The sequence below is a fragment of the Pontibacter ramchanderi genome, from assembly GCF_002846395.1.
Taxonomy (GTDB): Bacteria; Bacteroidota; Bacteroidia; order Cytophagales; family Hymenobacteraceae; genus Pontibacter; species Pontibacter ramchanderi.
In genome coordinates this window covers 709,383-735,508 of sequence record NZ_PJMU01000003.1, presented here as the reverse complement: position 1 = coordinate 735,508, position 26,126 = coordinate 709,383, and the positions used below count along the sequence as shown (strand labels likewise).

Here is a 26,126-nt window from a genome sequence, read left to right as displayed (position 1 = left end):
TTAAACAAATGCCAATCTGACACAAAACCAGAATTGGCAAGACAATTGAAAAGACAAAATAGACCTATCAACCTATAATTCTTAAGGCATTATGTCAGAGAAAGATATTCAGAAAGAGCAGGAAAACGCAGAACTACAGGATAACACTGCCAATACGGAAGAAAATAACGGACAGGAGCAGACGGAGGAGACAGTAAACGAGACTGGCGCTGAGACCAAAGCCGAAGCCGAACTGGCAGAGATGAAAGACAAATACATCCGCCTGATGGCTGAGTTCGAGAACTTCAGACGCCGAACAGCCAAGGAGCGTATGGATTTGCTTAAAACAGCCAACGAAGACCTGATGAGCGAGTTGTTGCCTGTGCTGGATGATATGGAGCGTGCCCGCCAGTCGATGGAGGCAACTAAAGACGTGGATGCAATGTTGCAGGGGCTGGAGTTGGTGTTCCACAAGCTGAAGCACGTTACGCAGCTTAAAGGTTTGAAGCCGATCGTAATCAACACAGGCGATGACTTTGACAGCGACTTCCATGAAGCTGTTACCCAGATCCCGGCTCCGTCAGAAGAGCTGAAAGGCAAAATAGTAGACGTGATCGAGAAAGGCTATACCTTGAATGACAAGGTGATCCGTTTCGCGAAAGTTATAATAGGAGCTTAATCAATGGCTAAGAGAGATTATTACGAGGTTTTAGGTGTAAGCAAAGGAGCAAGTCAGGAGGAGATCAAGAAGGCTTACCGTAAGCTCGCCATTAAGTTTCACCCCGACAAAAACCCCGACGACCACACGGCGGAAGAAAAGTTTAAGGAGGCGGCTGAGGCCTATGAAGTGCTGAGCGACCAGCAGAAACGCCAGCGCTACGACCAGTTTGGCCATCAGGGTATGAACGGCGGCTTCGGCGGTGGTGGCGGCATGAACATGGAGGACATTTTCTCCCAGTTCGGCGACATCTTCGGCGGTGGCGGCGGTGGTTTCGAGAGCTTCTTTGGTGGCGCTGGCCGTCAGGGTGGCCGACGTACCCGCAAAGGCAGCAACCTGCGCATTAAACTTAAACTCAACCTCGAGGAAATTGCCAATGGCGTTGAGAAAAAGATAAAAGTAAAACGCTACGTAGCCTGCAGCACCTGTGGCGGCAACGGCGCAAAGAATGGCACCGAAATGCAGACCTGCGGCTCTTGCCAGGGCTCAGGCCAGGTACGCAAGGTGGTGAATACCATGCTGGGCCAGATGGTAAGCACGGCCACATGTCCTACCTGTAACGGCGAGGGGCGCATCGTAACCAAGAACTGCGATGCTTGTCACGGTAGCGGACGCGAGTTGCAGGAAGAGGTGATCACCATCAATGTGCCGGCTGGCGTAATGGACGGTATGCAGCTCTCGATGAGCGGCAAAGGCAACGTGCCCGAGCGCGGCGGCGTGCCAGGCGACCTGCTTATCCAGATAGAAGAAGAAGAGCATCCAAGCCTGAAGCGTGACGGCAACAACGTGATCTTCGACCAGTACATCAGCTTTATTGATGCTGCGCTGGGAGCCGATATTGAAGTGCCAACGATCGGTGGCCGTGTGAAGATCACGATCAAGCCGGGAACGCAAAGCGGTGAGATTTTCAGACTGCGCGGCAAAGGTGTGAAAGACATTAACGGCTACGGCAAAGGCGATCAGCTGATCCATATCAACGTCTGGACGCCGAAAACCCTGACCAGCGATGAGCGCGCCACACTGGAGCGCCTGCGCGAAGCAAATAACTTTAAGCCACATCCAGGCAAGAGCGATAAAGGCTTCTTCGAGAAAGTGAAAGACTATTTCCAATAGGCCTTCTGGCAACCAAACAAAAGCCTGCCTTTTCTTTAGAAGGGGCAGGCTTTTTTGTGCTAACACAGCCAAACAAACGTACTTGGTATAGCCTATACCTATGTTTGTCGATTAAGTATAGGGCTTTATTGATATTGCTTGTCACTCAGCCCCAAAAAGGCTATTTTTGAACATACCAAAAGGTTAACAGCATTGAGCATTCTTAAAATAGATGGCGTAACCAAACGATACGCCAACCACACCGCCCTGGACAACGTCAGTTTCGATATACCTGCGGGTTGCATTTTTGGCTTGCTAGGCCCTAACGGCGCAGGAAAAACATCCCTTATCCGTATTATCACCCAGATTACAGGGGCGGACTCCGGTGAGATTTACTTCAAAGGCGAGAAATTGCGGCCATCGCATATCAAAGACATGGGTTACTTACCCGAGGAGCGCGGCCTGTACAAGAAAATGAAGGTGGGCGAGCAGTTGCTATACCTGGCCCAGCTCAAAGGCCTGACAAAAGAAGAAGCCACAGCCCGTATTAAGGAATGGGTAGCCCGTTTTGAGATAAAGGAATGGATGAACAAGCACATCGAAGACCTCTCGAAAGGTATGCAGCAGAAGGTGCAGTTTATGGCCACCGTTATGCACCAGCCCTCGCTGATCATTCTCGACGAGCCTTTCTCTGGTTTCGACCCCATCAATGCCAATCTCATCAAAGATGAAATCCTGCGCCTGCGCGACAACGGGGCCACCATCATTTTCTCGACGCACCGCATGGAGTCGGTGGAGGAGCTGTGCGACAACATTGCCCTCATCAATCGTTCCCGCAAAGTGCTCGACGGGCCCGTGCGCGAGATTAAAGACACGTACAAGACCGATACCTACCAGGTAATCGGCAACGGGCAGCTGATGGTCACGTCACCTGATTTTGAGGTGTTGGAGCAGCATAGCAACCACGGTGTGTTCCGGGCTTCTATCCGTTTGCTCGACGGCGCATCGCCCAACGACCTGCTGCGCTACCTGATTCAGCGCGTGGAGGTGCACTCGTTTATAGAGCTGGTGCCGAGCATTAATGATATATTCATCCGAAAAGTAAAAGAAACCTACCATGCATAAGATCTGGCTCATCATACAGCGCGAATACCTGACACGCGTGCGCAAGAAAAGCTTCATCATCATGACCTTCCTGACACCGCTGCTGCTGGCCGCCTTCATGGTGATACCTGCCTGGCTCGCCACCATTTCGGACAGCGAGGATGTGGTAATGGTGCTGGACGAGAGCGGACTTTTTGCCGATAAGCTGGAAAGCAAAGAAGACCTGAAAATTATACCTGTGGCCGCGGGCTCTTTGGAGCAGGCCAAGATGGCGTATCAGGAAACCGACTATACCGCCCTGCTGCACATTCCGAAACTCGACCTGGACAAGCCGGAAGGTATACGTCTCTATTCCAAGAAGAACACGAGCCTGCAGGTGAAGTTCAGGCTGGAGAATATGCTCGAAAAGGAGATCGAAAGTCAGCGTTTTATGGCTTCAGGTATAGATCGCGACATGCTCAATAAAATGAAGGCCAACATCACCATGACCACCGTGAACCTGAGCGAAAGCGGCGAGCGCGACAGCAACGTGTGGGTAACGTCAGGCGCAGGTATAGTAGGGGCCGTGATCATCTATTTCTTCATTTTCCTCTATGGCGTGCAGATCATGCGCGGTGTGATTGAGGAGAAAACCAACCGGATTGTGGAGGTGATGATCTCATCAGTAAAGCCCTTTCAGTTGATGATGGGCAAGATCGTAGGTATAGCCGGCGTGGGCCTAACGCAGTTTCTGCTCTGGGTGGTGCTCTCAACCATTGTGGTGGGCGGCGTGCAGGCAGCCTTTGACATTAAGCCAACGCCGACCCCAATTGAGCAGATGCAGGCCGGGCGCGAACTGGCAACCGGCGAAGAAGCGGCCCAAACCGAAGAATCTAGCCAGGCCAGTACATTCTCGGAAGTGAGCAACGCGATCTCAAACCTGAACTTCCCGCTGCTACTGGGCTGTTTCCTGTTCTACTTCCTGGGAGGGTATTTATTGTATGGCTCGCTTTTCGGGGCCATTGGAGCCGCCGTGGATAACGAGACGGACACGCAACAGTTCATGTTCCCGATCACCATCCCGCTAATCATCTCCTTCATTATGTCTTACACGGTGGTCATCCAAAACCCCGACGGACCTGTAGCGTTCTGGATGTCGATCATTCCGTTCACCTCTCCGATCGTGATGATGGTGCGCATTCCGTTTGGCGTGCCGGTCAGCGAGTTGCTGCTCTCCATGGGACTCCTCATTCTGGGTTTCATTTTCACTACCTGGATCGCCTCCCGAATCTACCGGGTAGGTATACTCATGTATGGCAAGAAGATCAACTACAAAGAGCTGTCGAAGTGGTTGTTTTACAGGGTATAGGCTAAGTAGGTATAGGTCAGAATTAATAATAGCTGGTTATTCGGGACCAGCTATTTTTTTGTAACTTGATAGTGGAAATCTAATATTATGAAAAGAAACATTGACTTAGTTCGGCAAATATTACTCAAAACTGAAGAGCTCGGATTTTTGAACAGAAGCTTTGAGTTATCTATTGAAGACTATAGCAAAGAGGAAATAAGTTACCACGTGAAGTTACTAGCCCAAGCTGGTTATTTAGAAGCCGAATATATTTCATGTAAGGAATTAACAGAATGGAATCCAATCAGTTTAACATGGAGCGGGCATGAATTTTTGGACGCAGCAAGGGACAATACCGTTTGGAATAAGGCTAAGTCGAAATAGGAGATAAGCTACCTACAGTCGGATTTGATATGTTGAAATCAATTCTTAATGTCTATGTAAAGCAACAATTTGGATTTGAAGCATGATAAGATTCTCACTCCTGACACTCCTGTTCCTTATGTTCACCACAGGTATAACCACCGCTTCCGATAAAGATAAGCCCGCTTATGTGCTCTATAACAGCAAAGGCAAGCAGTTGAAGTATAGCAAAATGCTGGACGAACTGCAGAAAGCCGATGTGGTACTGTTCGGTGAACAGCACAACGACCCGATCGCCCACTGGCTGCAACTGGAACTAGCCAAAGACCTTCACAAAACCCATCAGCAGAACTTTGCTATCGGCGCCGAGATGTTTGAAGCCGATGTACAATTGGTGCTGAACGAATACTTGTCGGGGCAGGTGGCGGAGAACAACTTTGAACAGGAGTCGCGGCCATGGAATAACTACAAAACCGATTACCGGCCAGTGGTGCGCTTCGCCAGGGAAGCCGCTGTACCTTTCATCGCGACCAACGTCCCACGCCGCTACGCCGCCATGGTGGCGGCCGGAAGTATGAAAGCGCTGGAAAATGTGTCGGCCAATGCGAAACGCTATATTGCGCCGCTGCCCGTGCAGGTTGACATGAACCTACCAGGGTATAAGAACATGCTCTCTATGTTTGGTAGTAGCACACATGGCAATACCAAAGCAGAGAACATCGTGCAGGCACAGGCCCTCAAAGACGCGACCATGGCACACTTTATTTTACAGCAGGTAAGCAGCGGCAAGAAAATGTTGCACCTGAACGGCGCCTATCACTCCGATAACTTTGAGGGTATAGGCTGGTACCTCAAGCAAGGGAATCCGCAGCTCAAGACACTTACCATCACTACCGTACTGCAGGAAGAACTGGATAAACTAACCGAAGAGAATACGCAGAAGGCTGATTTTATATTGGTGGTACCGGCAAGTATGACGAGGACTTATTAAGTTTGAGAATTAGAGAGTTTAAGAGTTTGAAGTGTTAATCCAATGGAATTCTTACTAGGCGACATCTTATTGGCAGGGGTGGGTTGGCTATACCTCTTGGTAAGGCATAGGAAGAAAGAGGTCATTGCAAAGGTGCTGGCGGACAGGTATGAAGGCAGTTATAGCAAGGCAGGTAGTTCTTTATCACTTAACTTTTTTGCGATTCTGTGGGCGCAATACTCACCGCTTTTCTCATAAGTGTACTGTTTGTTTAATCGAGAGATTCTATCCAAGGGTAAAAACAACAAAGCCCGACCATTTGGCCGGGCTTTGTCTTTCTACTAAAGAGAAAGAAGGTGCTGTTATGCAGAGAAAGAGCTTCCGCAACCGCAGGTGCTTTTGGCCTGTGGGTTGTTGAAAACGAAACCGCGGGCGTTCAGGCCGTCCTGGAAGTCCACTTCCATGCCCAGCACATACATCGCGTGTTTCTTGTCCATGATCAGGTTCAGGCCATCCAGGTTGTATACTTCGTCAGAATCCTTCGCCTTATCGAAGCCCAGCAGGTAAGACATACCCGAGCAGCCACCGCCTTGCACGCCAATGCGCAAGCCGTATTCAGCTGGTACGTTCTTCTCTTGCATTATATTTTTAACTTCAGCCAGTGCTTTTTCAGTAAGCCCTATCGGTGCAGTTTTTGTTTCAGTTGCCATAGTTCGTTCAAATTTGAAATGGAGTCGCAATTTACGCAATTACTCGCAATTTTTCTGCGACTCCCCGTTGTAATAGCTAAACAGCCATACCCGGAAAATGATTCATGCCAACCTAAATTAATTTTTTCCGATATTTAAGGTTCAAAACATACCCCAATGGAAGAAGGCACCAACATTATACTCGACATACTCAAGATTTCTATACCTGCCATTTTGGTGGCAGCAGTGGCTTACTCGATGCTTAAAAAATTGCTGGAGCGGGATTACAAACTTCGATTGCTCGAGCTCCGTCAGAAGAATGCAGAAGTAGTGACCCCTATACGCCTGCAGGCCTACGAGCGCGTTGTGCTTTTGCTAGAGCGTATTACGCCAAGCAATCTTTTGCTCCGCGTGAGTGGCGGCGGCCATACGGCAGCCGAGTATCACCGCATTCTGCTTACCGAGATCCGCAACGAGTTCAACCACAACATGTCGCAGCAGGTATACATGACCGAGCAGTCGTGGCAGCAGGTGCGCCATGCCCGCGAAGAAGTAGTTAACCTGATCAACAAATCCTACCAAAGCCTCGACGAAAAAGCGAAAGGCACCGAGTTGGCCAAGCGCATTCTGGAAAATGTGCTCAACAACGAGATTGACCCAACCGCAAGAGCCATCAGCTTCTTGAAGCAGGAGATCGGGCAGGTGTTTTAAGTTAGGATGGTAGAAAGTTCAGAAAGTAGAAAGTTAACTTATACTTGTAGGGACAGGTCGTGAATTGTCTGAATTTTGCACATGCAGGTATAGCTGAGTAAGAATCATCACCTACACCTGCCTGAAAAGTAGGTAACATACTGCACCCGCTATACCCGGACAGCCCAATCCTAATACAAGATCCGGAACTTGATAGTAGCCGGCACGCGTTTCATCTCCTCGATCACTTTCTTGTCATACAGCTTGTCGATGTCGGTGATTACATAACCGATCTGTTCGTTGGTTTTGAGGTACTGGCCCAGAATGTTGACGTTGTTGCCGGCCAGCACACTGTTGATGCTGGCAAGCACGCCCGGCACATTTTGGTGAATGTGGATGAGTCGGTGGGCATTCTTGAGCTCCGGCAGCTGGATGTTCGGGAAATTCACGCTCTGGTAGCTGTTGCCCGAGTTGATGTACTCCATGATGCGGCTCGGAACGAACGTGCCAATGTTCTCCTGCGCTTCCTGTGTGCTTCCCCCGATATGGGGCGTCAGGATAACGTTGGGCAGTCCGCGCAGCTCATTCACAAATTCCTCGTCGTTGGTGGCGGGCTCGTAAGGAAACACATCCACGGCGGCGCCTCTTATTTTACCTGATCTAATGGCCTCTACTAGCGCTGGCACATCCACTATGTGGCCACGACTCAGGTTCAGGAAGATGGCGCCATCTTTCATGGAGGCAAACTCCTCTTTGCCAAACATTCCGGCATTGCTCGTGCGGCCATCTATATGCAGTGTCACAATGTCGGAAAGTTCGAGCAGCTGTTTCAGCGTGTCGCATTTGCGGGCATTGCCCAACTGCAATTTCTCCACCACATCGTAGTAGTACACCGCCATCCCCAGCGCCTCGGCCAACACCGATAGCTGTGCTCCAATGCTGCCATAACCTACTATACCTAATTTTTTGTCGCGCACCTCCACACTGCCGCTTGCCGATTTGTCCCATACGCCCTGGTGCATTTTGGTGCTTTTGTCCACCACGTTGCGGCAAAGCATGATGATTTCGCCAATCGCCAGCTCCACCACGCTGCGGGTATTGCTGTAAGGCGCATTGAAAACGGCCACACCGGCATCAAGGCAGGCGCTCAGGTCGATCTGGTTGGTGCCGATGCAGAAGGCCCCGATGCACATCAGCTTATTGGCATGCTCAAGCACCCGCTTTGTTACCTGTGTTTTGGAGCGAATACCCAGCACCGACACATTTTTGATCCGTTCGCACAGTTCATCCTCGCTCAAAGCACCCGACACGGTCTCTATCTGGTAGCCCTCTCGCTTAAAGAGCTCAACTGCTTTAGGATGTACATTCTCCAGCAAGAGCACCCTAATGCGGTTTTTGGGGTAGGAGATGGCCATTGGTAGTTTGTGCTGGTACAGAAACTCGTCCAGGCTGGGAGCTATTTCATCGGCTTTGGCCACTACACGGTCACGCACCACATTCTCGGTGAAGGCATAGAACTTGTTGGCCAATCCGGCTTCTTTTATCTCGTAGTCGGTATAGCCATCGCCGAGAACGTATACATCGCCCTCTAGTGCCAGCTCCTCCAACAACTTTATCTTTCCCCGGTCCAGGCACAGCAGGTTGTTTTCGTCAAAACCCACGATGTTGCCCTGCTCATCGAAGCGAAACGTGTTGGCGTAAATGTGCTCTTCTTTGATGCCGTACTCGGTCACGATCGGGGTGATGAACTCCTTAAAACCACTCGACACGATCAGGATATTGTCGGCGTAGGTTTGGAAAAACGCTTTGTTGCGCTTGATCGAATCTGAAACTTTGATCTGCAGCAGCTCGATCAGTGGCTTAAGGTGACGACGGTTTGCGCGGAGCAAGGCCAGACGCCTGGTAAGTCCTTCGGTGAAAGAACTGTTGCCTTCCATCGCTCCATTCGTCAGGTCCCGGATCTGCCTTATCACTTCGTCCTTATTCTCCTCACCAGCCAGACTTATCTCGCCCAGTTCATCCAATGCCTCTACCTGTGTAAAAGTGCTGTCGAAATCGATGATGTAGTATTTATCTTTTGTCATAGTCGGAGAGGTAATGGGTTTTAATGTAAGGTATAGCGATGGCGCTCACGCCAGAAAGTTTCCAGATATCGCCTTGCGCAGAGATACCTGACGAATAGCCCTGGAGCAGTACACCAAAGTAAATATAAGGCATAAAAAAATCCGGCAACAGGTATAGCGGCCGGATTTTTCGTGATGATGCAGGTAGTACAATTAATTACCCATTTCAGCCAGTTGGGCATCGATAATGCGTTGGTAGAACTGTTCGTAGAGCGGCACAATATTGTTGATGTCGAAATCGTGGGCGCGGGCCAGGGCGTTTGCTTTAAAAGTAGGCAGGTTGGCATCTTCCAGGATATAAAGGGCATTCCTCACCATGTCCTCCACATTGCCCACTTCGCTTACAAAACCCGTCACGCCGTGTACGTTCAGCTCAGGTATACCACCAGCGTTGGTCGAGATAACCGGTACCTCGCAAGCCATTGCCTCCAGGGCGGCGAGACCAAAGCTTTCTTTCTCAGATGGCATCAGGAACAGGTCGGCAACGGAGAGCACTTCTTCCACTGCCTCCAGTTTGCCCAGGAAGCGCACATCGTTGTAGATATTCAGGTCGCGGCACAGCTTTTCCATTTTCGGTCGTTCCGGGCCGTCGCCCACCAGCAGGAGTTTAGAAGGCACTCGCTCGCGCACCTTGGCAAAGATGTGGATCACGTCCTCCACGCGTTTCACGCCTCTGAAGTTGGAGGTATGTACCAGCAGCTTCTCGTTGTTCGGGCTGATGGCCGCTCTGAAATGATCTTTCTTCTGGCGCTTGAACTTGTTCAGGTCGATGAAGTTAGGTATCACCTCGATCTCTTTCTCGATCTGAAAAAACTCGTACGTTTCGGTACGCAAGCTCTCCGACACAGCCGTTACGCCATCCGATTGGTTGATGCTGAACGTAACCACCGGCTCAAACGAGGCGTCTTTACCCACCAACGTAATATCGGTGCCGTGCAGGGTCGTAATAACAGGTATGTGGATGCCTTTAGTGCGCAGGATCTGCTTGGCCATGTAAGCTGCCGAAGCATGCGGTATAGCATAGTGCACGTGCAACACATCGAGCTTCTCGAATCGGGCAATGTCTACCATTTTGCTGGCCAGCGCCAGTTCGTAGGGTGGGTACTGAAATAGTGGGTAATTGGGGATGTATACCTCGTGGTAAAACAGGTTTTCGTTAAAAAAGTCGAGGCGGGCCGGTTGGCTGTAGGTGATAAAATGCACCTGATGCCCTTTAAGCGCCAGTTCCTTGCCAAGTTCCGTGGCGACCACGCCGCTTCCCCCGAAGGTTGGGTAACAAACTATTCCGATTTTCATGGTTCTGTAAGGTGAGAAAAAACAAGTGCAGCCCTATACGGAGCTGCACCTGTAACAATCCAATTTATGTTAAGTTTTTGGAACAATCGATTTATAAATCACATCGTGTATGCGTGTGCGGATGTTATACTTCACCAGTTTGGAGTTGCCTGCATCCGGGTATACCCTGTTACTCAGGAAGATGTAGATCAGCTGGTTCTCAGGATCTACCCAGGCGCCGGTGCCGGTAAAGCCCGTGTGCCCGAAAGTTGACTTAGAAGCCAGGTTAGAGGTCGGGCCGTTTCCATCCGGGTCAGGTTTGTCCCAGCCCAGGCCGCGCCGGCTTATGGTAGACTGTCGCTTTGAAAACTCCGTTACCACTGGGGTATTGTAGAATTTGTGTCCGCCATAGTTGCCGTTTTGCAGGTTCATCTGCAGCAGCACGGCCAGGTCGTTGGCGTTGGAGAATAAGCCCGCATGGCCACCCACACCACCCATCATGGCAGCGCCCTGGTCATGCACCGTACCCCAGATCAGGTTCTTGCGGAAGTAATTGTCATCCTCTGTCGGTACGATCACATCACGCGAGTGCTTCAAAAGCGGGTTATAGGTCATGGTGCTCAGGCCCAGCGGACCGTAAAAGTTCTGATCCATGAACTCGTTCAGCGGCTGGTTCAGCATGCGCTCCGACATACGCTTCAGTATATAGAAACCGAGGTCACTATACTGGTATTCGTACGTTTTGGCGGTTTTTGGCTTTGTCAGCAGCGGGGAGCGCACCGTCCAGGCCCACAGCGAGTCTTCCATCGATTTGATAGAGTAGATACCCGGCACCACTTCGTTCGGGAACACGTCGTTCTGGGCGCTGGCGTAGAAGGTCTGGTTCAGCTGTAGCTTGTCCAGCGTTTTCTGCCAGTGCGGTATACCTGCGCGCAATCCCGCCTGGTGGGCCAGCACATCGCGTACTACCAGATTGGCTTTGTTCGTGCCTTTCAGCTCCGGCAAATAAGTCGATACTTTCTCGTCCAGACTGATCTTGCCCTGGTCTTTCAGGAACATCACGGCCTGCAACGTAGCTGCTACTTTGGTAATAGAGGCAATGTCGTATACTGTGTTGTTGGTGACCGGCTTTTTCTTGTCGTAGGTATAGTGGCCGTATGATTTGTTGAAGATCACGGTGCCGTTCTTTACCACCAGCACCTGGGCGCCTGGCGTAGCGGCATATGCAATTGCCTCAGTCGCGATGTTATCAATTTGCGCTAACGTCTTGGAGTCCATGCCTACGCTCTCCGGTGTGCCATACTTCAGGCGGCCAATAGCAGGCGTTGCTATACCTGTGCCTGCCTTCAGCGTAGCCGATGCCGTGATGGGAAGTTTGCCTTTGGCAGCACGGGCGCCAAACAGCACCTGCGGCACCAGCGACTGCGAAGAAGAGTTGTCTTCATAGCCAGCCACCAGCCAGTCGCTCTTGTCGAAGAACTTCAGGCTATAGGCATTGCCAAACACGGCCACCACCACTTTCTTGTCTGTACGATTCTGCAGGTACTGAATGAAAGCGCGGGTACCCAGGCCAATCCCGAAATCGCGGAAAGGTGTGTTGTTCAGGCCATGCACACTTACCACCACCACGTCGTGGTCCTGCAGCTTAGGTATAAGCTTAGTGAAAGCGGAGTCAGGCGCAAAACGGTCTTTTATGGTGAATTTGGTTGTAGGGGCGTAATTGCCGAGTGTTTGCTGAAACACGCTGTTCGGGCCAGTTCCGATCGCCACCGATGCAATGCTCAGTGTATCGAGGTTGCGGAAAGGAATGAAATTGCCTTTGTTGCGGGCCACTGTTACGGCATGCTCATAGAGTTGCTCCTGTACCACGTTGCTCAACGGACGGTCCACATCTTGCTGCAGGTTGGTCAATGATACTGGCTTGTAGTTGTTCAAACCAGCCCAGTACTTGGCGTGCAGGATCTTGCGCACCCGCTGGTCAATGTCTTCCTGCTTGATTTGCTTGGCGGCAATCGCCTCGTTGATCTTGCGGACAGCGGTTGGTACGTCCTCCGGGAACAGCAGCACGTCATTACCGGCCATCAGGGCTTTCAGGTCCACTTCGCCGGGCTTGTAGAAGCTGCTCACGCCCTTCATGTTCAGGGCGTCAGTAAATACGAGGCCCTTGTACTTCATTTTCTCTTTCAGGATGCCTGTTACGATCGGCTTAGAGAGCGTAGCCGCCTGATTTTTAGTCGAGTCGATCTTGGGCATGTGCAGGTGTGCCACCATCACGCCCATCACACCGGCCTCAAAAGACTTATGGAAAGGGTATAGCTCCACTTCGGAAAGGCGTTTCATATCGTGGTTTACGACAGGCAGGGTCAGGTGAGAGTCGGTGTCAGTATCGCCGTGGCCGGGGAAGTGCTTGGCTACGGCAATTACGCCATGGTCCTGCAGACCTTTGATGTAGGCCACTCCGCGGCGAGCCACTTCTTCTTTGGTCTCGCCAAACGAGCGATTGCCGATCACGGGGTTAGCTGGGTTCACGTTCACGTCCAAAACAGGGGAGAAGCTCACGTGCACGCCCATACGCTTCATTTTGAGGGCGATCTCGCGGCCCATCAGGTATACGTACTTGTCATCAGTGAGCGCTCCGAGGGTCATTTGCTTGGCAAAATGCATGCTGCTGTCGAGGCGCATGTTCAGACCCCACTCGGCATCCAGGGCAATAAGCATGGGTACGCGGGCATTACGCTGAAAACGGTTCGTAAGCTGGGCCTGTCGCACCGGACCACCCTGCATGAACATGATACCGCCAATGCCATAGCGACTAACGAGCGAATCAATAGACTGGAAGTGTTTTTCGTTTTTGTTGGAGTAGGCGGCCACCATAAACAGCTGGCCCAGACGCTGATTGGGAGTCATGGAAGCGAAGACACTGTCTACCCAGCTTTGCTCTTTCGAAGCCACAATAATGCTGTCTGACGGTGTCAGCGACATGAGCGGTCCCATCCCGAGAAAGATAAGTATTAGTAACCCTAAGCTAAAACTCTTCAACATCCTGTACTGGTATTATTATATTGGAACAAGTCGAAATTAAGCCTATTTTTGCAGAAGGCGGCTCAAAAAACGAGAAAAATTATTTCCGGTCTTTTTTGCCTCCCATAGGCAGTATGGCGGGTGGTTCCTGCAAGTGCTATCGCCTCAAGCGCCACGGGCCATATAGCTTCTCTTGTTAAAAACAGAATCCGGACGGTCTCTAATTTCCGGCTGCTTTTTGCAACTGGTCTGTAAATTAGTAATAAAATTTGTTCTGAATAAGTTCTGTTTCGACAAAATAGTATATTCAAAAACCCGGCCGAGTTTGTAGAACGGGTGCTTTGAAGCCAGTATACCACCAAAAGATTTTGAAATAGCGGATGTCCGATATCATACACTTATTGCCCGATTACCTTGCCAACCAGATTGCCGCAGGTGAAGTGGTGCAGCGGCCCTCGTCGGTGGTGAAGGAATTGCTCGAAAACGCCATTGACGCCCGTGCCACAAGTGTGCAGCTGATTGTGAAGGACGCCGGGAAACAACTGGTGCAGGTGGTGGACAATGGGATCGGCATGTCCGAAACCGATGCACGCATGTGCTTTGAGCGACATGCCACTTCCAAGATCAAATCCACCGAAGACCTGTTCCGGATCCGCACCATGGGTTTCCGGGGCGAGGCCATGGCTTCCATCGGGGCGGTGGCGCAGGTAGAACTCAAGACCAAGCCGCACGGCGCCGAAACCGGTACCCGACTGCTTGTAGAAGGCTCTACGGTTGCCTCGCAGGAGCCGGCCGCTGTGTCAGCCGGTACATCTATCGCTGTCAAGAACCTTTTTTATAACGTACCTGCTCGCCGCAATTTTCTGAAAACCAACGCGGTGGAAATGCGCCATATACTGGACGAGTTTCAGCGGGTAGCTTTGGCTTACCCGGAAGTGGCCTTTACGCTGCACCACAACGACGTGGAGATATTCAGTCTGCCGGCCGGAAAGCTGAGCCAACGCATTGTAGGCGTGTTTGGGAACAACTACAAAGAGCAAATGGCCGGCTGCGAGGAAGAAACGCCGTTTATGAACGTGCGCGGCTATATTGGCAAGCCTGAGTTTGCCAAGAAGACCCGCGGTGAGCAATTCTTCTTCGTGAACAACCGTTTCATCAAGAGCGGCTACCTCAACCACGCCGTTATGACCGCCTACGAAGGACTTCTGCCCAAGGACAGCCATCCGTTCTATGTGCTGTTTATCGACATAGAGCCAGAGCGTATCGACATCAATGTGCACCCAACCAAGACTGAGATCAAGTTCGAGGACGAGAAGACGGTATACGCCATCGTGCACGCCGCCGTGAAGAAATCGCTGGGCACACACAACATTGCCCCTTCGCTTGATTTCCAGAGCGATGTGAACTTTGTGCCATTGCAGCCGATCCGGATGCCGCATGGGGGAGAGGGCTTTGAGAAAGAGGGCACTTTTCCGGGCTTCAAAGTACCGGCTTCGCCTAAAAAGGCCAGCACCAATGGCTGGGAGCAATTGTACGAACCGCTGCGGAATGGCCAGCCCGTACAGCAACAGGAAGAGCGGATCACCTCGCCTTCGGGTATGGGCCTGCTCGACGATGCTTTTGCGGCTCCAACTGAATTAGCCACCTCCAGCAAAACTTTGCAGGTGCATCATAAGTACTTGTTGGTGCAGGTGAAGTCGGGCGTAATGATTATTGACCAACAGGCGGCACAGGAGCGGATTCTGTACGAAAAGTATATGGCCTCGCTGCAGAAGAAAATGGTGACCTCGCAGGCTTTGCTTTTCCCGCAGACCATCGAGCTTTCGCCAGCCGATTCGGCTTTAGTGAAAGAGCTGCGGGCAGAGTTTCAGGAGCTGGGTTTTCAGTTTGAGGACTTCGGCGGCAACACCATTATTCTGAACGGTATACCTGCCGATGTGCAGGCAGCCAACGAAAAGGAGCTACTCGAAGAGCTGATCGAACAGTATAAAAACAATCTGGCCACGCTCAAGTTGGATAAACGGGAGAACCTCGCCCGTGCCATGGCCAAGCGACTGGCCTCCAAGCTGCAGCCACGCATGTCTGACCTCGAGATGAACTCGCTCGTAGACAAGCTGTTTGGCTGCGAAGTACCCAACTATACCCCCGGCGGACAAAAGACGCTGGTCATCATGGAGCTCGGCCAGCTGCATGAGCTTTTCCTGAAGGGGTAGGTTTTAAATTGTTAAATGGTTGATTGTTAAATCGTTATTTTTAGCTAACTGAGCGTTGTCCCAGGTATAGCAATCAGCGCGAGAAATTTAGGTAGATAAGATGTTCAATATAACCCCCATGGTCAGGAACCTCCTGATCATCAACGTGGTCATTTTTATTCTGCAGGCGAATGGTGTGTTCGATTACCGGCAGTTTGCTTTGTACCACTTCGGCTCCGACTACTTTCAGCCTATCCAGATTTTTACGCATATGTTTTTGCATGGCGGCTGGGGGCACCTGTTCAGCAATATGTTCAGCTTGTTCATTTTCGGGCCTTTGCTGGAGCGTTTCTGGGGATCGCAGCGTTTTCTGGCCTTTTACCTGATCACGGGTTTGGGTGCCAGTATGATGTACTCCGGAGTGCGGGCGTATGAGTTGAATACAATCGAGAACGAGGCGGTACAGTACATCGAAAACCCGACGCCGGCCGGTTTTTACAATTTTATGGAATCGCACTATGCGGGTGGCTACGAAAAGCAGTTTGCCATCGAGTACCAGCGAAACCCCGATAACGAAGGGTACATCACCGAAAGCAAAAAGGCGGTCAGAGCAGTATTTAACCAGACTTTCAACATGCCAATGTTGGGTGCCTCTGGTGCTGTTTTCGGTATTCTGATGGCTTTTGGTATGCTCTTCCCGAACCTCGAGCTCTTTCTGCTGTTTTTACCTATACCGATCAAGGCTAAGTATTTTGTGCTGATGTATGGAGCTTATGAGCTCTACGCGGGCTTTAATCGTATACCCGGCGACAACGTGGCGCACTTCGCCCACCTCGGCGGTATGCTGTTTGCGTACATTCTTATCAAAATGTGGCAACGCAACGATTATCAGGATACGTAATAGTAAAAACAATAAGTATAAGATAGCAAGGCGCACAAGCCTTTCCGGATCGCATGGCAGGTCGCCAAAGCAAATCCCCAAAGCCTTTGTTCCGTCCTTTTTCAGCTAACAGGTATAATGAGTATTCTCCAAGACATAAAAGACTCTTTCCGGCAGCCGAACAACACCCTGAAGCAACTGATTCTGATCAACGTCATCGTTTTTGTGTCGCTGATTGTGCTTCGTACGGTGCTGTACCTGACCGGCAGTAGCTGGGCCTACACCGGGCTGATGCGCTTTATCGCGCTGCCCTCCGACCCGCTCATTTTCATTACCCGCCCCTGGACGATCATTTCGTACTCCTTCACCCACGAAGGCTTCCTGCACATCATCTTCAACATGCTCAACCTCTACTGGTTCGGGCAACTAATCCGGGAATATCTGGGAGAGAAGAAGTTGTTGAGTCTATACGTGCTCGGTGGTATAGCCGGTGGCGTGCTTTACATCCTGAGCTATAACCTTATTCCGTACTTCGCCGACCGTGCCGCCTACGCTGTTATGATCGGTGCCTCGGCCAGTGTGCTGGCTGTAGTTGTAGCGGCTGCCACGCTGATACCGAACTATACCTTCAACCTGATTTTGATAGGACCGGTACGGATCAAGTATATCGCGGCTTTCCTGGTGATTCTATCCATTTCAGGCGCCATTGGCGATAATGCCGGTGGTAACATCGCCCACCTGGGCGGCGCGCTCTTCGGTTGGCTTTTTGTGAAGCAACTGCAACGTGGCCGGGATATGGGCCGCCCTTTGCACAGCACCCTGGATTTTTTTGCCGGTTTATTTAAGCGCCGGCCAAAACTGAAAGTAACGCACCGCCAGAAAGCGACTGTGGGCAACGGCGCTCGGCCTTCCTCCGGTTATCACACCGGGTATGCCGGCAAGCCCAGCCAAATGGAGATCGACCTGATTCTGGATAAGATTTCTGTTTCGGGTTATGAAAGCCTTTCCAAAGAAGAGAAGCAGAAGCTGTTTCAGGCGAGTCAGAAGGATTAATGAGGTATAGCTATGGCAGTTGCAGGTATAGCAACCTGCCTTGTTTCATTGCTTCGCCTGTCCGGCGGGGACCTACTTTTTTTCTTGATAAAAAAAGTAGGCAAAAAAATCAAGACGATTTTAAACTCGCTGGCCGCTCAAACACAAAATCGTCGGTTGTGCACTGGGCTAATGCCGTTTGCTTCGTAGCTTCCGTGCGAGTATGTCTTTCAATGCGTGCCAATGGTTTGTGCTAAAGTGCTTATACCTTTTAGTTGGCAGTAGCAAAAAGTCCCCCTTGAGGTTAGGGGCCCTCAACAAAGAAAGGGGCAGGGGGATGACAATCGTGCACCAGCGGCCAGAGTCTGCTTATTATCTCACACTCGCGTATCTCACACTCGCGGGTCGCGAGCAAGGGCTATGTACCATTCACAGGAAAAGTAATTTAATCCTGTCTATCCTTTTTAATCCTGCAAATCCTGATTCAGACAAAACATAAAAAGCGCCGCTCCTTTGCAGAAGCGGCGCTTTTCGTATGGATAAGTAAGGTATAGCAATTAAGCTTTAGAAGCGTTGATGTTGTCTAATGCGTCCATTACTTCTTTCACGTGACCGCGAGACGTTTCCAGCAGTTGCTTCTCGTCTTCGTTCAGGTCAAGCTCGATGATGCGCTCAATACCGTTTTTGCCCAGGATTACCGGAACACCCAGGTATACGCCGTCGATGCCGTACTCACCCTCCAGCTTCACGCAAACAGGGAATACACGACGCTGGTCGCGTACAATCGCCTCTACCATTTGAGCAGCTGCTGAACCTGGTGCATACCAGGCAGAAGTACCCATCAGTTTCACCAGCTCGCCACCACCGTTCTTGGTGCGGTCAACAATAGCGTCAAGTGTTTCTTTGTCGATCAACTCCGTTACTGGGATACCACCAACTGTCGTGTAGCGTGGAAGTGGCACCATGGTGTCGCCGTGGCCACCCATCAACACCGCCTGGATGTCTTTTGGAGATACGTTAAGGGCCTCAGCCAGGAATGCACGGTAACGGGCAGTATCCAGGATACCAGCCATACCCATTACGCGGGTGCGTGGCAGCTTGGAAGTGATGTGCGCTGCGTAGGTCATCACGTCAAGCGGGTTAGAAACCACGATGATGATGGCGTCAGGCGAGTGCTTTACGATGTTCTCAGTTACAGACGTAACGATGCCTGCGTTTGTAGAAATCAAGTCGTCGCGCGTCATACCTGGTTTGCGTGGCAAACCAGATGTGATTACTACCACGTCAGAACCAGCAGTTTTGGTGTAATCGTTGGTTACGCCGACAGTGCGCGTGTCGTATAGGTTGATGGGGGCTTTCTGCCAGATATCAAGCGCTTTGCCCTCAGCAAAACCTTCTTTAATATCCACTAAAACTACTTCGTTCGCGATTTCGCGGTAAGCCAATACATCGGCGCACGTTGCACCCACGTTACCAGCTCCAACTACGGTTACTTTCATTGTAGGATATACTTTAATTATGGTTTGAGATTCAGTTTACTTCCGTAAAATTAGAAAAATCTATTGGTAAAAGCGTGCTTTTCGGACAAAAGACTATTAGACAAAAGACAAAGAATTTTTGAGTTTTCTACTATAGATAGCATCATTTGTCCTTTGTCTAAATTTCCTCTGTCAGGAAGCTTAAGACTTCCGCAGTAATGATATCTCCAGCACCTTTTCCGTCTTCTCCGTCACTTTAAAGCGATTGTCGAGTCGTTGACCCACAATCCAGGCAATGGACTGCTCTGTTACCAATACCAGCGTTTTGGCTTTAAGGTTGGCCGGAATTTTTTTGTCTATCAGGAAATCGCTGATTTTCTTTTTGCCGTTCATGCCCAGCGGCACAAACCAGTCGCCCTCCTGCCACGGGCGCAGCTTTAGCGGGAATTTGAGCAGGCCGGCATCCAGAGCAGCTACGTGTGGTTTGGTGTTGAGTTTGTATTCGCTGGCAGGTACGTAGCGCAGGCTCAGTTGCACGTGTTCCTCACTTACTTCCGCCTGGCCTTCGGCTATGGTCACGCTGCCGAAGCGGCTCAGGTTGCGGGGGGTAATCACGAGCTGGTCGCGGTCTTTCACCAGGGTATGGCTCGGCGAGTCGAACTGCTTGCCCGAAAGGCCGTCGAGCGCCTCCACCAGTTCCAGCACCACGCTGTAGCTGAAGTTAAACGGGCGCAGCAGTTCGTGCAGCACCACCGGCAGGCCCGTAGCGTTCTGTAGCGGCACCAGCGACAGATATACCGCATCTTCTGCCTCTTTTATACTTTGCTGGCGCAGCGTGTCGATGTAGGCATGCACGATGGCCTCGGCCTGGCTCACCCGCTCGGCGGTGTGCTGCATGGTCTCCTCCAGGTTGGGGTTTATTTCCTTGAGCACCGGAATTACCTCATGGCGAATTTTGTTGCGTTGGTATTTGGTCGTCTCGTTAGAGGTATCCTCACGCCAGATCAGTCGCTGCTCCGTTACGAAGTCGAAGATGTCGTCTTTGGTGACCGTGAGCATGGGGCGGATGATGTGGCCGTTTTTGGCAGGTATACCATGCAGGCCGGCTATACCTGTGCCCTTAGTCAGGTGAAGCAATATGGTCTCTGTCAGGTCGTTGCTATGGTGAGCTGTGGCAATGTAGTCGTAACCTTCCTGCTGGCGCACCTGTTCAAACCAGGTATAGCGCAGGGTGCGGGCCGCCATTTGGGTCGAGAGTTTTTCCTGAGCCGCAAAAGTGCGTGTGTCGAAGTTCTCCGTGAAGAAAGGCACCTCGTACTTTTTGGCCAGCTTTTTGGCGAAGAGCTGGTCAGCCTCGGCGTCTTCGGCACGCAGCCCGAAGTTGCAGTGCGCAATGGCAAACGTATATTTAAGCTGGTGCAGCAATTCGCAGAGCACCACCGAATCGATGCCGCCGCTTACGGCCGCCAGTATTCTGCTTTCGGGTTCGCAGAGGGCATTTGATTGGATGAAACCGGAAACTTTCTGTAGCATAAGGCAGCGGCTGGTATATTTTTTATAATTTTGACATTGTAAGGGACACAAAACAGAAAACAACAAGCAAGAGATCTTGACACATCACTTTCTTAGTTTTTAGAGCAGCACTTTTGATCGGGTCAATTATCCTGTGTCTTGCGTCCTGAATCCATAAAAAGCATGAACATCACAAAATTAGTCTATTCTATTCTCTTTACGCTATTGTCGCTGACAGTTTTGGCACAGGAGCAGCAGAAACCTCCGGTGAATCCGCGGCAGGCCACGCAGCAGGTACGCCCGCCGCAGCCGCCCAAGATAGTGCCACAGCAGCAACCCCCACAGCCACGTATAGACCAGCCACGGCAGGCACCTCCGCAGCCCCGCCTCAACCAGCAGGACACAGCACGCCCAAGCCAGACAGCCACTCAACAAGGGCCTCAGCAGCAGGGGCAGCAAGACCGGGTACAACTCGAGAATACAGAAGAATTGATAGGCACCACCATCAATGGGAAGCGTGTAAACAAACTGATCGGCAATGTGATTTTCAAGCAGAAAGAGACTTTTCTGTATGCCGACTCGGTATACCAGTACCGCGACAGCGAAATACTGGAAGCGTTTGGCAATGTGCGCATCAACCAGGCCGATACCGTGACCATGACCGGGACAAAAGCAATTTACGACGGCGCCAGACGTACCGCTAAAATGAGCGGTGGGGTGACTATGCAGGACCCGAGCATGACGCTCACCACCCCAAGTCTCGACTATAACCTCGATACACGTACGGCGGTTTATACCGAAGGCGGCACCATAGTGCAGCCCAACAACCGTTTGCAGAGCCAGCGCGGGACCTACGATACCAACAGCAAGGTCTTTACCTTCCAGCAAAACGTGAAAGTGTTCTCCCCTGATTACGAGATCACGGCGCAAAACATGCGCTACAACACCGAAACAGAGGTAGTTTACTTTCAGGGGCCAACTTTTATCAAAGGCCAGAACGGCGACCTGTATGCCGAGCAGGGCACCTACAACACAGTTACCAAAGTGTCGCGCTTTGGCCGCAATGCTTATATCTTGACGCCGGAGTACCGTTTGGGTGGTGATGACCTGTACTACGACGAGGCCCGCGGCTACGGCGAGGCGAAAGTGAACATGACCATGCGCTCCCTCAAGGATGATGTGACCATACGCGGGCAGATTGGCCGCTACTGGCGCGACCGGGGCGTGGCCAAGGTATGGGGCAGCCCCGTGATGGAGTCGATCATGGACGGCGATACGCTCTACATGGCTGCAGACTCGCTTATTTCCCGCGAGGCAAAGGCAGACGGTCAGCCGAGTATGCTGTTCGCTTTTAACAATGTGAAGATCTTCAAATCGGACCTGCAGGGTACCTGCGACTCGCTAAGCTATAACCGCACCGACTCGCTGATGTACATGCATCGGAACCCCACGCTATGGAGCGAACAAAGCCAGATCGTGGGCGATACCATTCGCATCCACATGCGCAACAAGACCATAGACAGGATGTACGTCTTCAGTAACTCCTTTATCACCTCTGAAGACTCGCTCCGGAACTACAATCAGGTGAAGGGACGCGACATGGTGGCCTATTTTAAAGAGGGACGGATGCGCCGCGTGAATGTGAATGGCAACGGCGAAAGCATTTATTTTGCGCTGGAGGGCGACTCCGTGCTGACAGGTATGAATAGGGCCGTATGCAGCGACATGGTTTTGAACTTTGCGGAAAATAAAGTGAAATCAATTACGTTTCTTGTAAATCCGGACGCTAAGTTCATACCGCCGCACGAGTTAGAACCGGATGACCGGAGGCTGGAGGGTTTTGCCTGGCTAGAAGAGCTCAGACCTGATAAGAAAGAAGTGCTGGCACCGCGTGCACCTGCGCCAAAGCAAACGACCGCACCTGCAAAAGCGGTTACACCGGCTAAGGGCAAAGCATCCGGTAACAAGGCGGGGGCGTCTCAACCAAAAAAGCCAGCCGCAGGAGCCGTTAAACAGTCGCCGGTTCGCCAGTAATTGCCGTATTTTCACGCTTGTAAATCACAGGGATATTGTATAATTTTGCCCGTTCATGAACAGAGGAATCCTGCATACCGTCGTAATGTTGTGCCTGTTGGTTTTTGCAACCAGCTGCAGCAACTTCCAGAAGCTGTTGAAAAGCAACGACGTTGACCTGAAATACAAAGCCGCCCTTGAGTATTACGAGAAAGGGGACTATTACCGCGCCAACCAGCTGCTGGAGCAGGTGATGCCTTTGATGACAGGCAGAGAAGAGGCCGAAAAAGCCCGTTTCTACTACGCCAACACGCATTACCAGCAGCGCGAGTACATGCTGAGCGCCTTTCAGTTCCGCACCTTCTACGAAACTTACCCGCGCAGCGAAATGGCCGAGGAGGCGATGTTCCTGCAGGCTAAGTCGCTCTACAACGACTCCCCTGACTTTGAGCAGGACCAAACCAGCACCGTAACGGCTATGGAGTCGATCCAGGAATTTCTGGTGCGTTACCCTAACAGCCAGTTTGCAGCCGAGGCGAACAAAATGTTCGATACGCTGAGCGCCAAGCTCGATTTGAAATCATTTGAAAGCGCGCGCCTGTACTACAAACTGCGTTATTACAAGTCGGCTGTGGTGGCATTCACGAACTTCCTGCGCGAAAATCCGTCTTCCCCTTACAGCGAGGAAGCCTCTTACCTGAGAGTAGACGCACAGTACCGCTTTGCACTGGAAAGTGTACCGGACAAACAGCAGGAGCGCTTCATTGAAGCAGTGGACTATTACCAGGCCTTTATCGACCAGTATCCGGATAGCCGTTTTCTGCGTAGCGCCGAGCAGGTATATGCCAACACACAGTCGGAGCTGGAGAAAATTAAGAAAACTAACCCAAGCAATTCATAAAGCAAGTATATATGGCAGCAGTACCATCATCAATCGTTACCCGTAACATGGCCGACTTTGCAGAGCAGACCGGCAATGTGTACAAGTCTGTTTCGGTTATCTCTAAAAGAGCCAACCAAATTTCTGTGAAGCTGAAAGAGGAGTTGAATTCTAAGCTGGCTGAGTTTGCCACAACAGTAGACAACCTGGAGGAAGTGTTCGAGAACCGTGAGCAGATCGAAATTTCTAAGTACTACGAGCGCCTGCCGAAGCCTACCAGCCTTGCTATCGAGGAATTCCTGGAGGGTAAAGTATACGTGCGCACACCAGACGAAGAAGGCGAAGAACTGTCGCTGTAAGGCGCATGCTCCGAAACCGGAAAATAGTATTGGGAGTCTGCGGAAGTATAGCTGCGTATAAAGCCGCCATGCTGGTCCGCCTACTCGTGAAAGCAGAAGCAGAAGTGCAGGTCATCCTGACCACTTCTGCTTCTGCTTTTATAACCCCGCTCACACTGGCTACCCTCTCTAAGCGGCCGGTGCTCACCGAGTTTGTGCTCAACGAGCAGGGTGTCTGGAACAACCACGTGGAGCTGGGCCTCTGGGCCGATGCCATGGTGGTAGCGCCTGCCAGTGCCAACACCGTCGCCAAATTCGCCAATGGCTTTTGCGACAATCTCTTGTCAGCCACTTACCTGTCGGCACGCTGCCCGGTGTTTGTGGCACCAGCCATGGATCTGGACATGTACCAGCACCCGGCCGTGCAGGCTAACTTTACCAAACTGCGCGGCTATGGCAACTTCATCATCGAGGCCGGGTATGGCGAACTAGCCAGCGGACTGGTAGGGCAAGGGCGTATGGCAGAGCCTGAGGAAATTATTCGCGTACTTGAAAACCACTTCACAGGAATTGGAAAAACTGTTTAAGGGCAAAACGGTCGTCCTGACGGCAGGTCCGACTTACGAACCCATTGACCCGGTACGCTTTATAGGCAATCACTCAACGGGCAAAATGGGCTATGCGCTGGCCGAGTGCTTTGCCAGTCGGGGAGCCAGGGTACTGCTGGTGGCAGGGCCAACAAACCTGCAGGCGCAGCACGAAGCCATCACGGTTATACCTGTCACCACAGCCGACGAAATGTATGCTGCCGTAAGTAAGCAGGCGCCTGCAGCCGACATCTGGGTGTTTGCCGCAGCCGTAGCCGACTACAAACCCAAAGTGGTAGCCGACCGCAAAATAAAAAAAGCCGGCGCCGAACTGACCATTGAGCTGGTAAAGAACGTTGATATAGCAGCGGCGCTTGGCAAGGAAAAGCGGGACGACCAATTTGCAGTAGGCTTTGCCTTGGAGACAGACAACGAGGACAGCAATGCCCGCGAGAAACTGAAGAAGAAAAACCTGAACATGATCGTGCTCAACTCGCTCAACGATCCGGGCGCAGGTTTTAAGCACGATACAAATAAAATCACTATAATTGAGCACGATACGACCACAACTTTTGAGCTGAAGCACAAAAGCGAGGTGGCGCAGGACATCGTCAACCTGATCTGGGAGAGAATCTATGCTTAAGCGACTGTTTGTTTTGCTGTGTGTGATGGGAGTAGCCCTGGGAGCGCGTGCTCAGGAGCTACAGTGCGATGTTGTGGTTAACAGCGAACAGGTAGCTTTTGCCAACAGACAGTTGTTCACCGAAATGCAGAGCCGCATTTTCGAGTTTATGAACAATCGCCGCTGGACAAACCAGTCTTACCGGGTAGATGAGCGCATCAAGTGTCGCATGCTCATCAACCTGACGGAGATGCCCGAAGTGGGTACTTTCCGAGCCAATGTGCAAATCGTGTCTGTACGTCCGGCTTATGGCACTGGCTACGAGTCCACACTCTTCTCGTTCATCGACCGCGACTGGCTCTTTCAATTCAACGAAGCACAGCCGCTCGACTTTGCCGAAAACAACTTTACCGGTAACCTGTCGGCCATGCTGGCTTATTATGCCTACATGATCATCGGGATGGACAACGACAGCTTCGCCAAGCTAGGAGGTTCGCCCTCTTTTGACCGGGCTCGTGGCATTCTGAACCTTGCCGCTTCACAGAACTCCATTTTCCCGGGCTGGCGCCCGTTCGAGGGCAACCGCAACCGCTACTGGATGATCGACAACCTGCAGGACCCGGTGTTTGTGCCGTTCCGGGAGGGCATCTATACCATGCACCGGCAGGGGATGGACCTGATGGTGCAGGACCCGGAGAAAGCCCGTAAAGCTACGCTGGAGGTGTTGCGGAACATTCAGAAAATATCACAGCAGAAACCTGGCGCGGCCTTAATCCGCTCGTTCTTCGAAGCGAAGTCAGATGAGTTGGTCAATATATTCAAGACTGCCGCTCCGGCCGATAAGCAAGCCGCCTATACCTTGCTCACGCAGGTGGACCCCACCAACAACACCAAATACGAAGTGCTGCTCCAGCGCTAAGCCCTTTCCAAATTTCATAGAAAGCACGTATCTTCACGGGGCGGAGGGCTATACCTGCGCGCTATACCTATGGGCAAACGCCAAATCAGGATTTATAGAAGCAAGTTGGCCGATCACCTGCCTGAACTGTTGCAGCAGCAAACGGTGCAGATTGTGCTGAGAAGCCGTGTGGTGGTGCAGGGAGTGCTGCAGCACGTCTCCGCAGAAGAGTTGGAGCTGCTGGACAGCCGACGCAGCAAGCACACCGTACCTGTGGCAGAGGTAGAAGAAGTGATTTACGATATAGAAGCACCTTATTAAAATACACCCAAATTATCGAACT

Annotated in this window: 25 protein-coding genes; 18 read left to right on the top strand and 7 right to left on the bottom strand. The window is 51.4% G+C overall.

Going from position 1 to position 26,126, the window contains the following annotated elements; translation table 11 throughout:
* Positions 1 to 91 precede the first annotated feature (91 nt).
* The 7 genes from BD749_RS15805 to BD749_RS15775 all read left to right on the top strand — a co-directional run bounded on the left by BD749_RS15805 (position 92) and on the right by BD749_RS15775 (position 5,811).
* Positions 92 to 658 carry a nucleotide exchange factor GrpE gene (locus BD749_RS15805; protein WP_101446118.1) on the top strand — a complete coding sequence of 189 codons (567 nt, stop codon included), beginning with the start codon at positions 92 to 94 and terminating at the stop codon, positions 656 to 658.
* Between the two features lie 3 nt (positions 659 to 661).
* Positions 662 to 1,810, top strand: a complete 1,149-nt coding sequence (gene dnaJ, locus BD749_RS15800) for a molecular chaperone DnaJ (RefSeq protein ID WP_101446116.1) — start codon at positions 662 to 664, stop codon at positions 1,808 to 1,810.
* Between the two features lie 192 nt (positions 1,811 to 2,002).
* On the top strand, positions 2,003 to 2,914 hold the full coding sequence (locus BD749_RS15795) for an ABC transporter ATP-binding protein (protein ID WP_101446111.1): 912 nt from the start codon (positions 2,003 to 2,005) through the stop codon (positions 2,912 to 2,914).
* Positions 2,907 to 4,241, top strand: coding sequence for an ABC transporter permease (locus tag BD749_RS15790; protein ID WP_101446109.1), 1,335 nt, complete (start codon positions 2,907 to 2,909; stop codon positions 4,239 to 4,241). Before BD749_RS15795 ends, BD749_RS15790 begins: the two co-directional genes overlap by 8 nt.
* Before the next feature lie 87 nt (positions 4,242 to 4,328).
* The gene (locus tag BD749_RS15785; protein WP_101446107.1) at positions 4,329 to 4,604 is read left to right on the top strand and encodes a DUF2513 domain-containing protein; all 276 of its coding nucleotides are present in this window, start codon (positions 4,329 to 4,331) and stop codon (positions 4,602 to 4,604) included.
* A gap of 82 nt (positions 4,605 to 4,686) precedes the next feature.
* The gene (locus BD749_RS15780) at positions 4,687 to 5,574 is read left to right on the top strand and encodes a ChaN family lipoprotein (protein ID WP_101446105.1); all 888 of its coding nucleotides are present in this window, start codon (positions 4,687 to 4,689) and stop codon (positions 5,572 to 5,574) included.
* A 42-nt stretch (positions 5,575 to 5,616) separates the two neighbouring features.
* On the top strand, positions 5,617 to 5,811 hold the full coding sequence (locus tag BD749_RS15775) for a hypothetical protein (protein ID WP_101446103.1): 195 nt from the start codon (positions 5,617 to 5,619) through the stop codon (positions 5,809 to 5,811).
* Between the two features lie 104 nt (positions 5,812 to 5,915).
* On the opposite strand, the gene BD749_RS15770 is transcribed toward BD749_RS15775, so the two are convergent.
* Positions 5,916 to 6,263, bottom strand: coding sequence for a HesB/IscA family protein (locus BD749_RS15770; protein ID WP_101446100.1), 348 nt, complete (start codon positions 6,261 to 6,263; stop codon positions 5,916 to 5,918).
* A 156-nt stretch (positions 6,264 to 6,419) separates the two neighbouring features.
* Between BD749_RS15770 and BD749_RS15765 the strand changes: the two genes are divergently transcribed.
* On the top strand, positions 6,420 to 6,953 hold the full coding sequence (locus BD749_RS15765; protein WP_101446098.1) for a DUF7935 family protein: 534 nt from the start codon (positions 6,420 to 6,422) through the stop codon (positions 6,951 to 6,953).
* Between the two features lie 170 nt (positions 6,954 to 7,123).
* Here BD749_RS15765 and serA read toward each other — a convergent pair whose 3' ends face one another.
* From serA to BD749_RS15750, 4 genes are all read right to left on the bottom strand, one after another.
* Positions 7,124 to 9,016, bottom strand: a complete 1,893-nt coding sequence (serA, locus tag BD749_RS15760; protein ID WP_101446095.1) for a phosphoglycerate dehydrogenase — start codon at positions 9,014 to 9,016, stop codon at positions 7,124 to 7,126.
* On the bottom strand, positions 9,003 to 9,149 hold the full coding sequence (locus BD749_RS19475; protein ID WP_180336427.1) for a hypothetical protein: 147 nt from the start codon (positions 9,147 to 9,149) through the stop codon (positions 9,003 to 9,005). Before BD749_RS19475 ends, serA begins: the two co-directional genes overlap by 14 nt.
* Positions 9,150 to 9,208: 59 nt before the next feature.
* Complete coding sequence (gene bshA / locus BD749_RS15755) at positions 9,209 to 10,351, bottom strand: N-acetyl-alpha-D-glucosaminyl L-malate synthase BshA (RefSeq protein ID WP_101446093.1); 1,143 nt, start codon at positions 10,349 to 10,351, stop codon at positions 9,209 to 9,211.
* 69 nt (positions 10,352 to 10,420) lie between these two features.
* On the bottom strand, positions 10,421 to 13,324 hold the full coding sequence (locus tag BD749_RS15750; protein ID WP_101446090.1) for a glycoside hydrolase family 3 N-terminal domain-containing protein: 2,904 nt from the start codon (positions 13,322 to 13,324) through the stop codon (positions 10,421 to 10,423).
* 407 nt (positions 13,325 to 13,731) lie between these two features.
* On the opposite strand from BD749_RS15750, the gene mutL reads away from it, so the two are divergent.
* From mutL to BD749_RS15735, 3 genes are all read left to right on the top strand, one after another.
* The gene (gene mutL, locus BD749_RS15745; protein WP_101446084.1) at positions 13,732 to 15,564 is read left to right on the top strand and encodes a DNA mismatch repair endonuclease MutL; all 1,833 of its coding nucleotides are present in this window, start codon (positions 13,732 to 13,734) and stop codon (positions 15,562 to 15,564) included.
* A 118-nt stretch (positions 15,565 to 15,682) separates the two neighbouring features.
* The gene (locus BD749_RS15740) at positions 15,683 to 16,444 is read left to right on the top strand and encodes a rhomboid family intramembrane serine protease (protein ID WP_245869312.1); all 762 of its coding nucleotides are present in this window, start codon (positions 15,683 to 15,685) and stop codon (positions 16,442 to 16,444) included.
* Between the two features lie 117 nt (positions 16,445 to 16,561).
* Positions 16,562 to 17,476, top strand: coding sequence for a rhomboid family intramembrane serine protease (locus BD749_RS15735; protein WP_101446080.1), 915 nt, complete (start codon positions 16,562 to 16,564; stop codon positions 17,474 to 17,476).
* A 536-nt stretch (positions 17,477 to 18,012) separates the two neighbouring features.
* On the opposite strand, the gene mdh is transcribed toward BD749_RS15735, so the two are convergent.
* Positions 18,013 to 18,954, bottom strand: coding sequence for a malate dehydrogenase (gene mdh, locus BD749_RS15730; RefSeq protein WP_101446078.1), 942 nt, complete (start codon positions 18,952 to 18,954; stop codon positions 18,013 to 18,015).
* 180 nt (positions 18,955 to 19,134) lie between these two features.
* Positions 19,135 to 20,466 carry a tRNA lysidine(34) synthetase TilS gene (gene tilS, locus BD749_RS15725; RefSeq protein WP_101446075.1) on the bottom strand — a complete coding sequence of 444 codons (1,332 nt, stop codon included), beginning with the start codon at positions 20,464 to 20,466 and terminating at the stop codon, positions 19,135 to 19,137.
* 162 nt (positions 20,467 to 20,628) lie between these two features.
* Here tilS and BD749_RS15720 point away from each other — a divergent pair, with 162 nt between their 5' ends.
* From BD749_RS15720 to BD749_RS15695, 7 genes are all read left to right on the top strand, one after another.
* The gene (locus BD749_RS15720; RefSeq protein ID WP_101446073.1) at positions 20,629 to 22,479 is read left to right on the top strand and encodes an OstA-like protein; all 1,851 of its coding nucleotides are present in this window, start codon (positions 20,629 to 20,631) and stop codon (positions 22,477 to 22,479) included.
* A gap of 55 nt (positions 22,480 to 22,534) precedes the next feature.
* Positions 22,535 to 23,359 carry an outer membrane protein assembly factor BamD gene (locus BD749_RS15715; protein ID WP_245869309.1) on the top strand — a complete coding sequence of 275 codons (825 nt, stop codon included), beginning with the start codon at positions 22,535 to 22,537 and terminating at the stop codon, positions 23,357 to 23,359.
* A gap of 11 nt (positions 23,360 to 23,370) precedes the next feature.
* Complete coding sequence (locus BD749_RS15710; RefSeq protein ID WP_101446068.1) at positions 23,371 to 23,697, top strand: DNA-directed RNA polymerase subunit omega; 327 nt, start codon at positions 23,371 to 23,373, stop codon at positions 23,695 to 23,697.
* A gap of 68 nt (positions 23,698 to 23,765) precedes the next feature.
* Positions 23,766 to 24,263 (top strand): flavoprotein, encoded by a 498-nt coding sequence (locus tag BD749_RS19630; RefSeq protein ID WP_230392157.1) that lies wholly within the window; start codon positions 23,766 to 23,768, stop codon positions 24,261 to 24,263.
* Positions 24,247 to 24,906: a bifunctional phosphopantothenoylcysteine decarboxylase/phosphopantothenate--cysteine ligase CoaBC gene (gene coaBC, locus BD749_RS19625; protein ID WP_245869306.1), complete on the top strand. Its 660-nt coding sequence runs from the start codon at positions 24,247 to 24,249 to the stop codon at positions 24,904 to 24,906. The genes BD749_RS19630 and coaBC overlap by 17 nt, the downstream gene beginning before the upstream one ends.
* Positions 24,899 to 25,804: a type IX secretion system protein PorD gene (gene porD / locus BD749_RS15700; protein WP_101446066.1), complete on the top strand. Its 906-nt coding sequence runs from the start codon at positions 24,899 to 24,901 to the stop codon at positions 25,802 to 25,804. The genes coaBC and porD overlap by 8 nt, the downstream gene beginning before the upstream one ends.
* Before the next feature lie 69 nt (positions 25,805 to 25,873).
* Positions 25,874 to 26,104, top strand: a complete 231-nt coding sequence (locus BD749_RS15695; RefSeq protein ID WP_101446064.1) for a hypothetical protein — start codon at positions 25,874 to 25,876, stop codon at positions 26,102 to 26,104.
* Positions 26,105 to 26,126 lie beyond the last annotated feature (22 nt).

Excerpts from the sequence above, each read along its gene's own strand:
- BD749_RS15805 (WP_101446118.1), top strand. The coding sequence starts at position 92 with ATGTCAGAGAAAGATATTCAGAAAGAGCAGGAAAACGCAGAACTACAG.
- dnaJ (WP_101446116.1), top strand. The coding sequence starts at position 662 with ATGGCTAAGAGAGATTATTACGAGGTTTTAGGTGTAAGCAAAGGAGCA.
- BD749_RS15790 (WP_101446109.1), top strand. The coding sequence starts at position 2,907 with ATGCATAAGATCTGGCTCATCATACAGCGCGAATACCTGACACGCGTG.
- BD749_RS15785 (WP_101446107.1), top strand. The coding sequence starts at position 4,329 with ATGAAAAGAAACATTGACTTAGTTCGGCAAATATTACTCAAAACTGAA.
- BD749_RS15780 (WP_101446105.1), top strand. The coding sequence starts at position 4,687 with ATGATAAGATTCTCACTCCTGACACTCCTGTTCCTTATGTTCACCACA.
- BD749_RS15775 (WP_101446103.1), top strand. The coding sequence starts at position 5,617 with ATGGAATTCTTACTAGGCGACATCTTATTGGCAGGGGTGGGTTGGCTA.
- BD749_RS15770 (WP_101446100.1), bottom strand. The coding sequence starts at position 6,263 with ATGGCAACTGAAACAAAAACTGCACCGATAGGGCTTACTGAAAAAGCA.
- BD749_RS15765 (WP_101446098.1), top strand. The coding sequence starts at position 6,420 with ATGGAAGAAGGCACCAACATTATACTCGACATACTCAAGATTTCTATA.
- serA (WP_101446095.1), bottom strand. The coding sequence starts at position 9,016 with ATGACAAAAGATAAATACTACATCATCGATTTCGACAGCACTTTTACA.
- BD749_RS19475 (WP_180336427.1), bottom strand. The coding sequence starts at position 9,149 with ATGCCTTATATTTACTTTGGTGTACTGCTCCAGGGCTATTCGTCAGGT.
- bshA (WP_101446093.1), bottom strand. The coding sequence starts at position 10,351 with ATGAAAATCGGAATAGTTTGTTACCCAACCTTCGGGGGAAGCGGCGTG.
- BD749_RS15750 (WP_101446090.1), bottom strand. The coding sequence starts at position 13,324 with ATGGGACCGCTCATGTCGCTGACACCGTCAGACAGCATTATTGTGGCT.
- mutL (WP_101446084.1), top strand. The coding sequence starts at position 13,732 with ATGTCCGATATCATACACTTATTGCCCGATTACCTTGCCAACCAGATT.
- BD749_RS15740 (WP_245869312.1), top strand. The coding sequence starts at position 15,683 with ATGGTCAGGAACCTCCTGATCATCAACGTGGTCATTTTTATTCTGCAG.
- BD749_RS15735 (WP_101446080.1), top strand. The coding sequence starts at position 16,562 with ATGAGTATTCTCCAAGACATAAAAGACTCTTTCCGGCAGCCGAACAAC.
- mdh (WP_101446078.1), bottom strand. The coding sequence starts at position 18,954 with ATGAAAGTAACCGTAGTTGGAGCTGGTAACGTGGGTGCAACGTGCGCC.
- tilS (WP_101446075.1), bottom strand. The coding sequence starts at position 20,466 with ATGCTACAGAAAGTTTCCGGTTTCATCCAATCAAATGCCCTCTGCGAA.
- BD749_RS15720 (WP_101446073.1), top strand. The coding sequence starts at position 20,629 with ATGAACATCACAAAATTAGTCTATTCTATTCTCTTTACGCTATTGTCG.
- BD749_RS15715 (WP_245869309.1), top strand. The coding sequence starts at position 22,535 with ATGAACAGAGGAATCCTGCATACCGTCGTAATGTTGTGCCTGTTGGTT.
- BD749_RS15710 (WP_101446068.1), top strand. The coding sequence starts at position 23,371 with ATGGCAGCAGTACCATCATCAATCGTTACCCGTAACATGGCCGACTTT.
- BD749_RS19630 (WP_230392157.1), top strand. The coding sequence starts at position 23,766 with ATGCTGGTCCGCCTACTCGTGAAAGCAGAAGCAGAAGTGCAGGTCATC.
- porD (WP_101446066.1), top strand. The coding sequence starts at position 24,899 with ATGCTTAAGCGACTGTTTGTTTTGCTGTGTGTGATGGGAGTAGCCCTG.
- BD749_RS15695 (WP_101446064.1), top strand. The coding sequence starts at position 25,874 with ATGGGCAAACGCCAAATCAGGATTTATAGAAGCAAGTTGGCCGATCAC.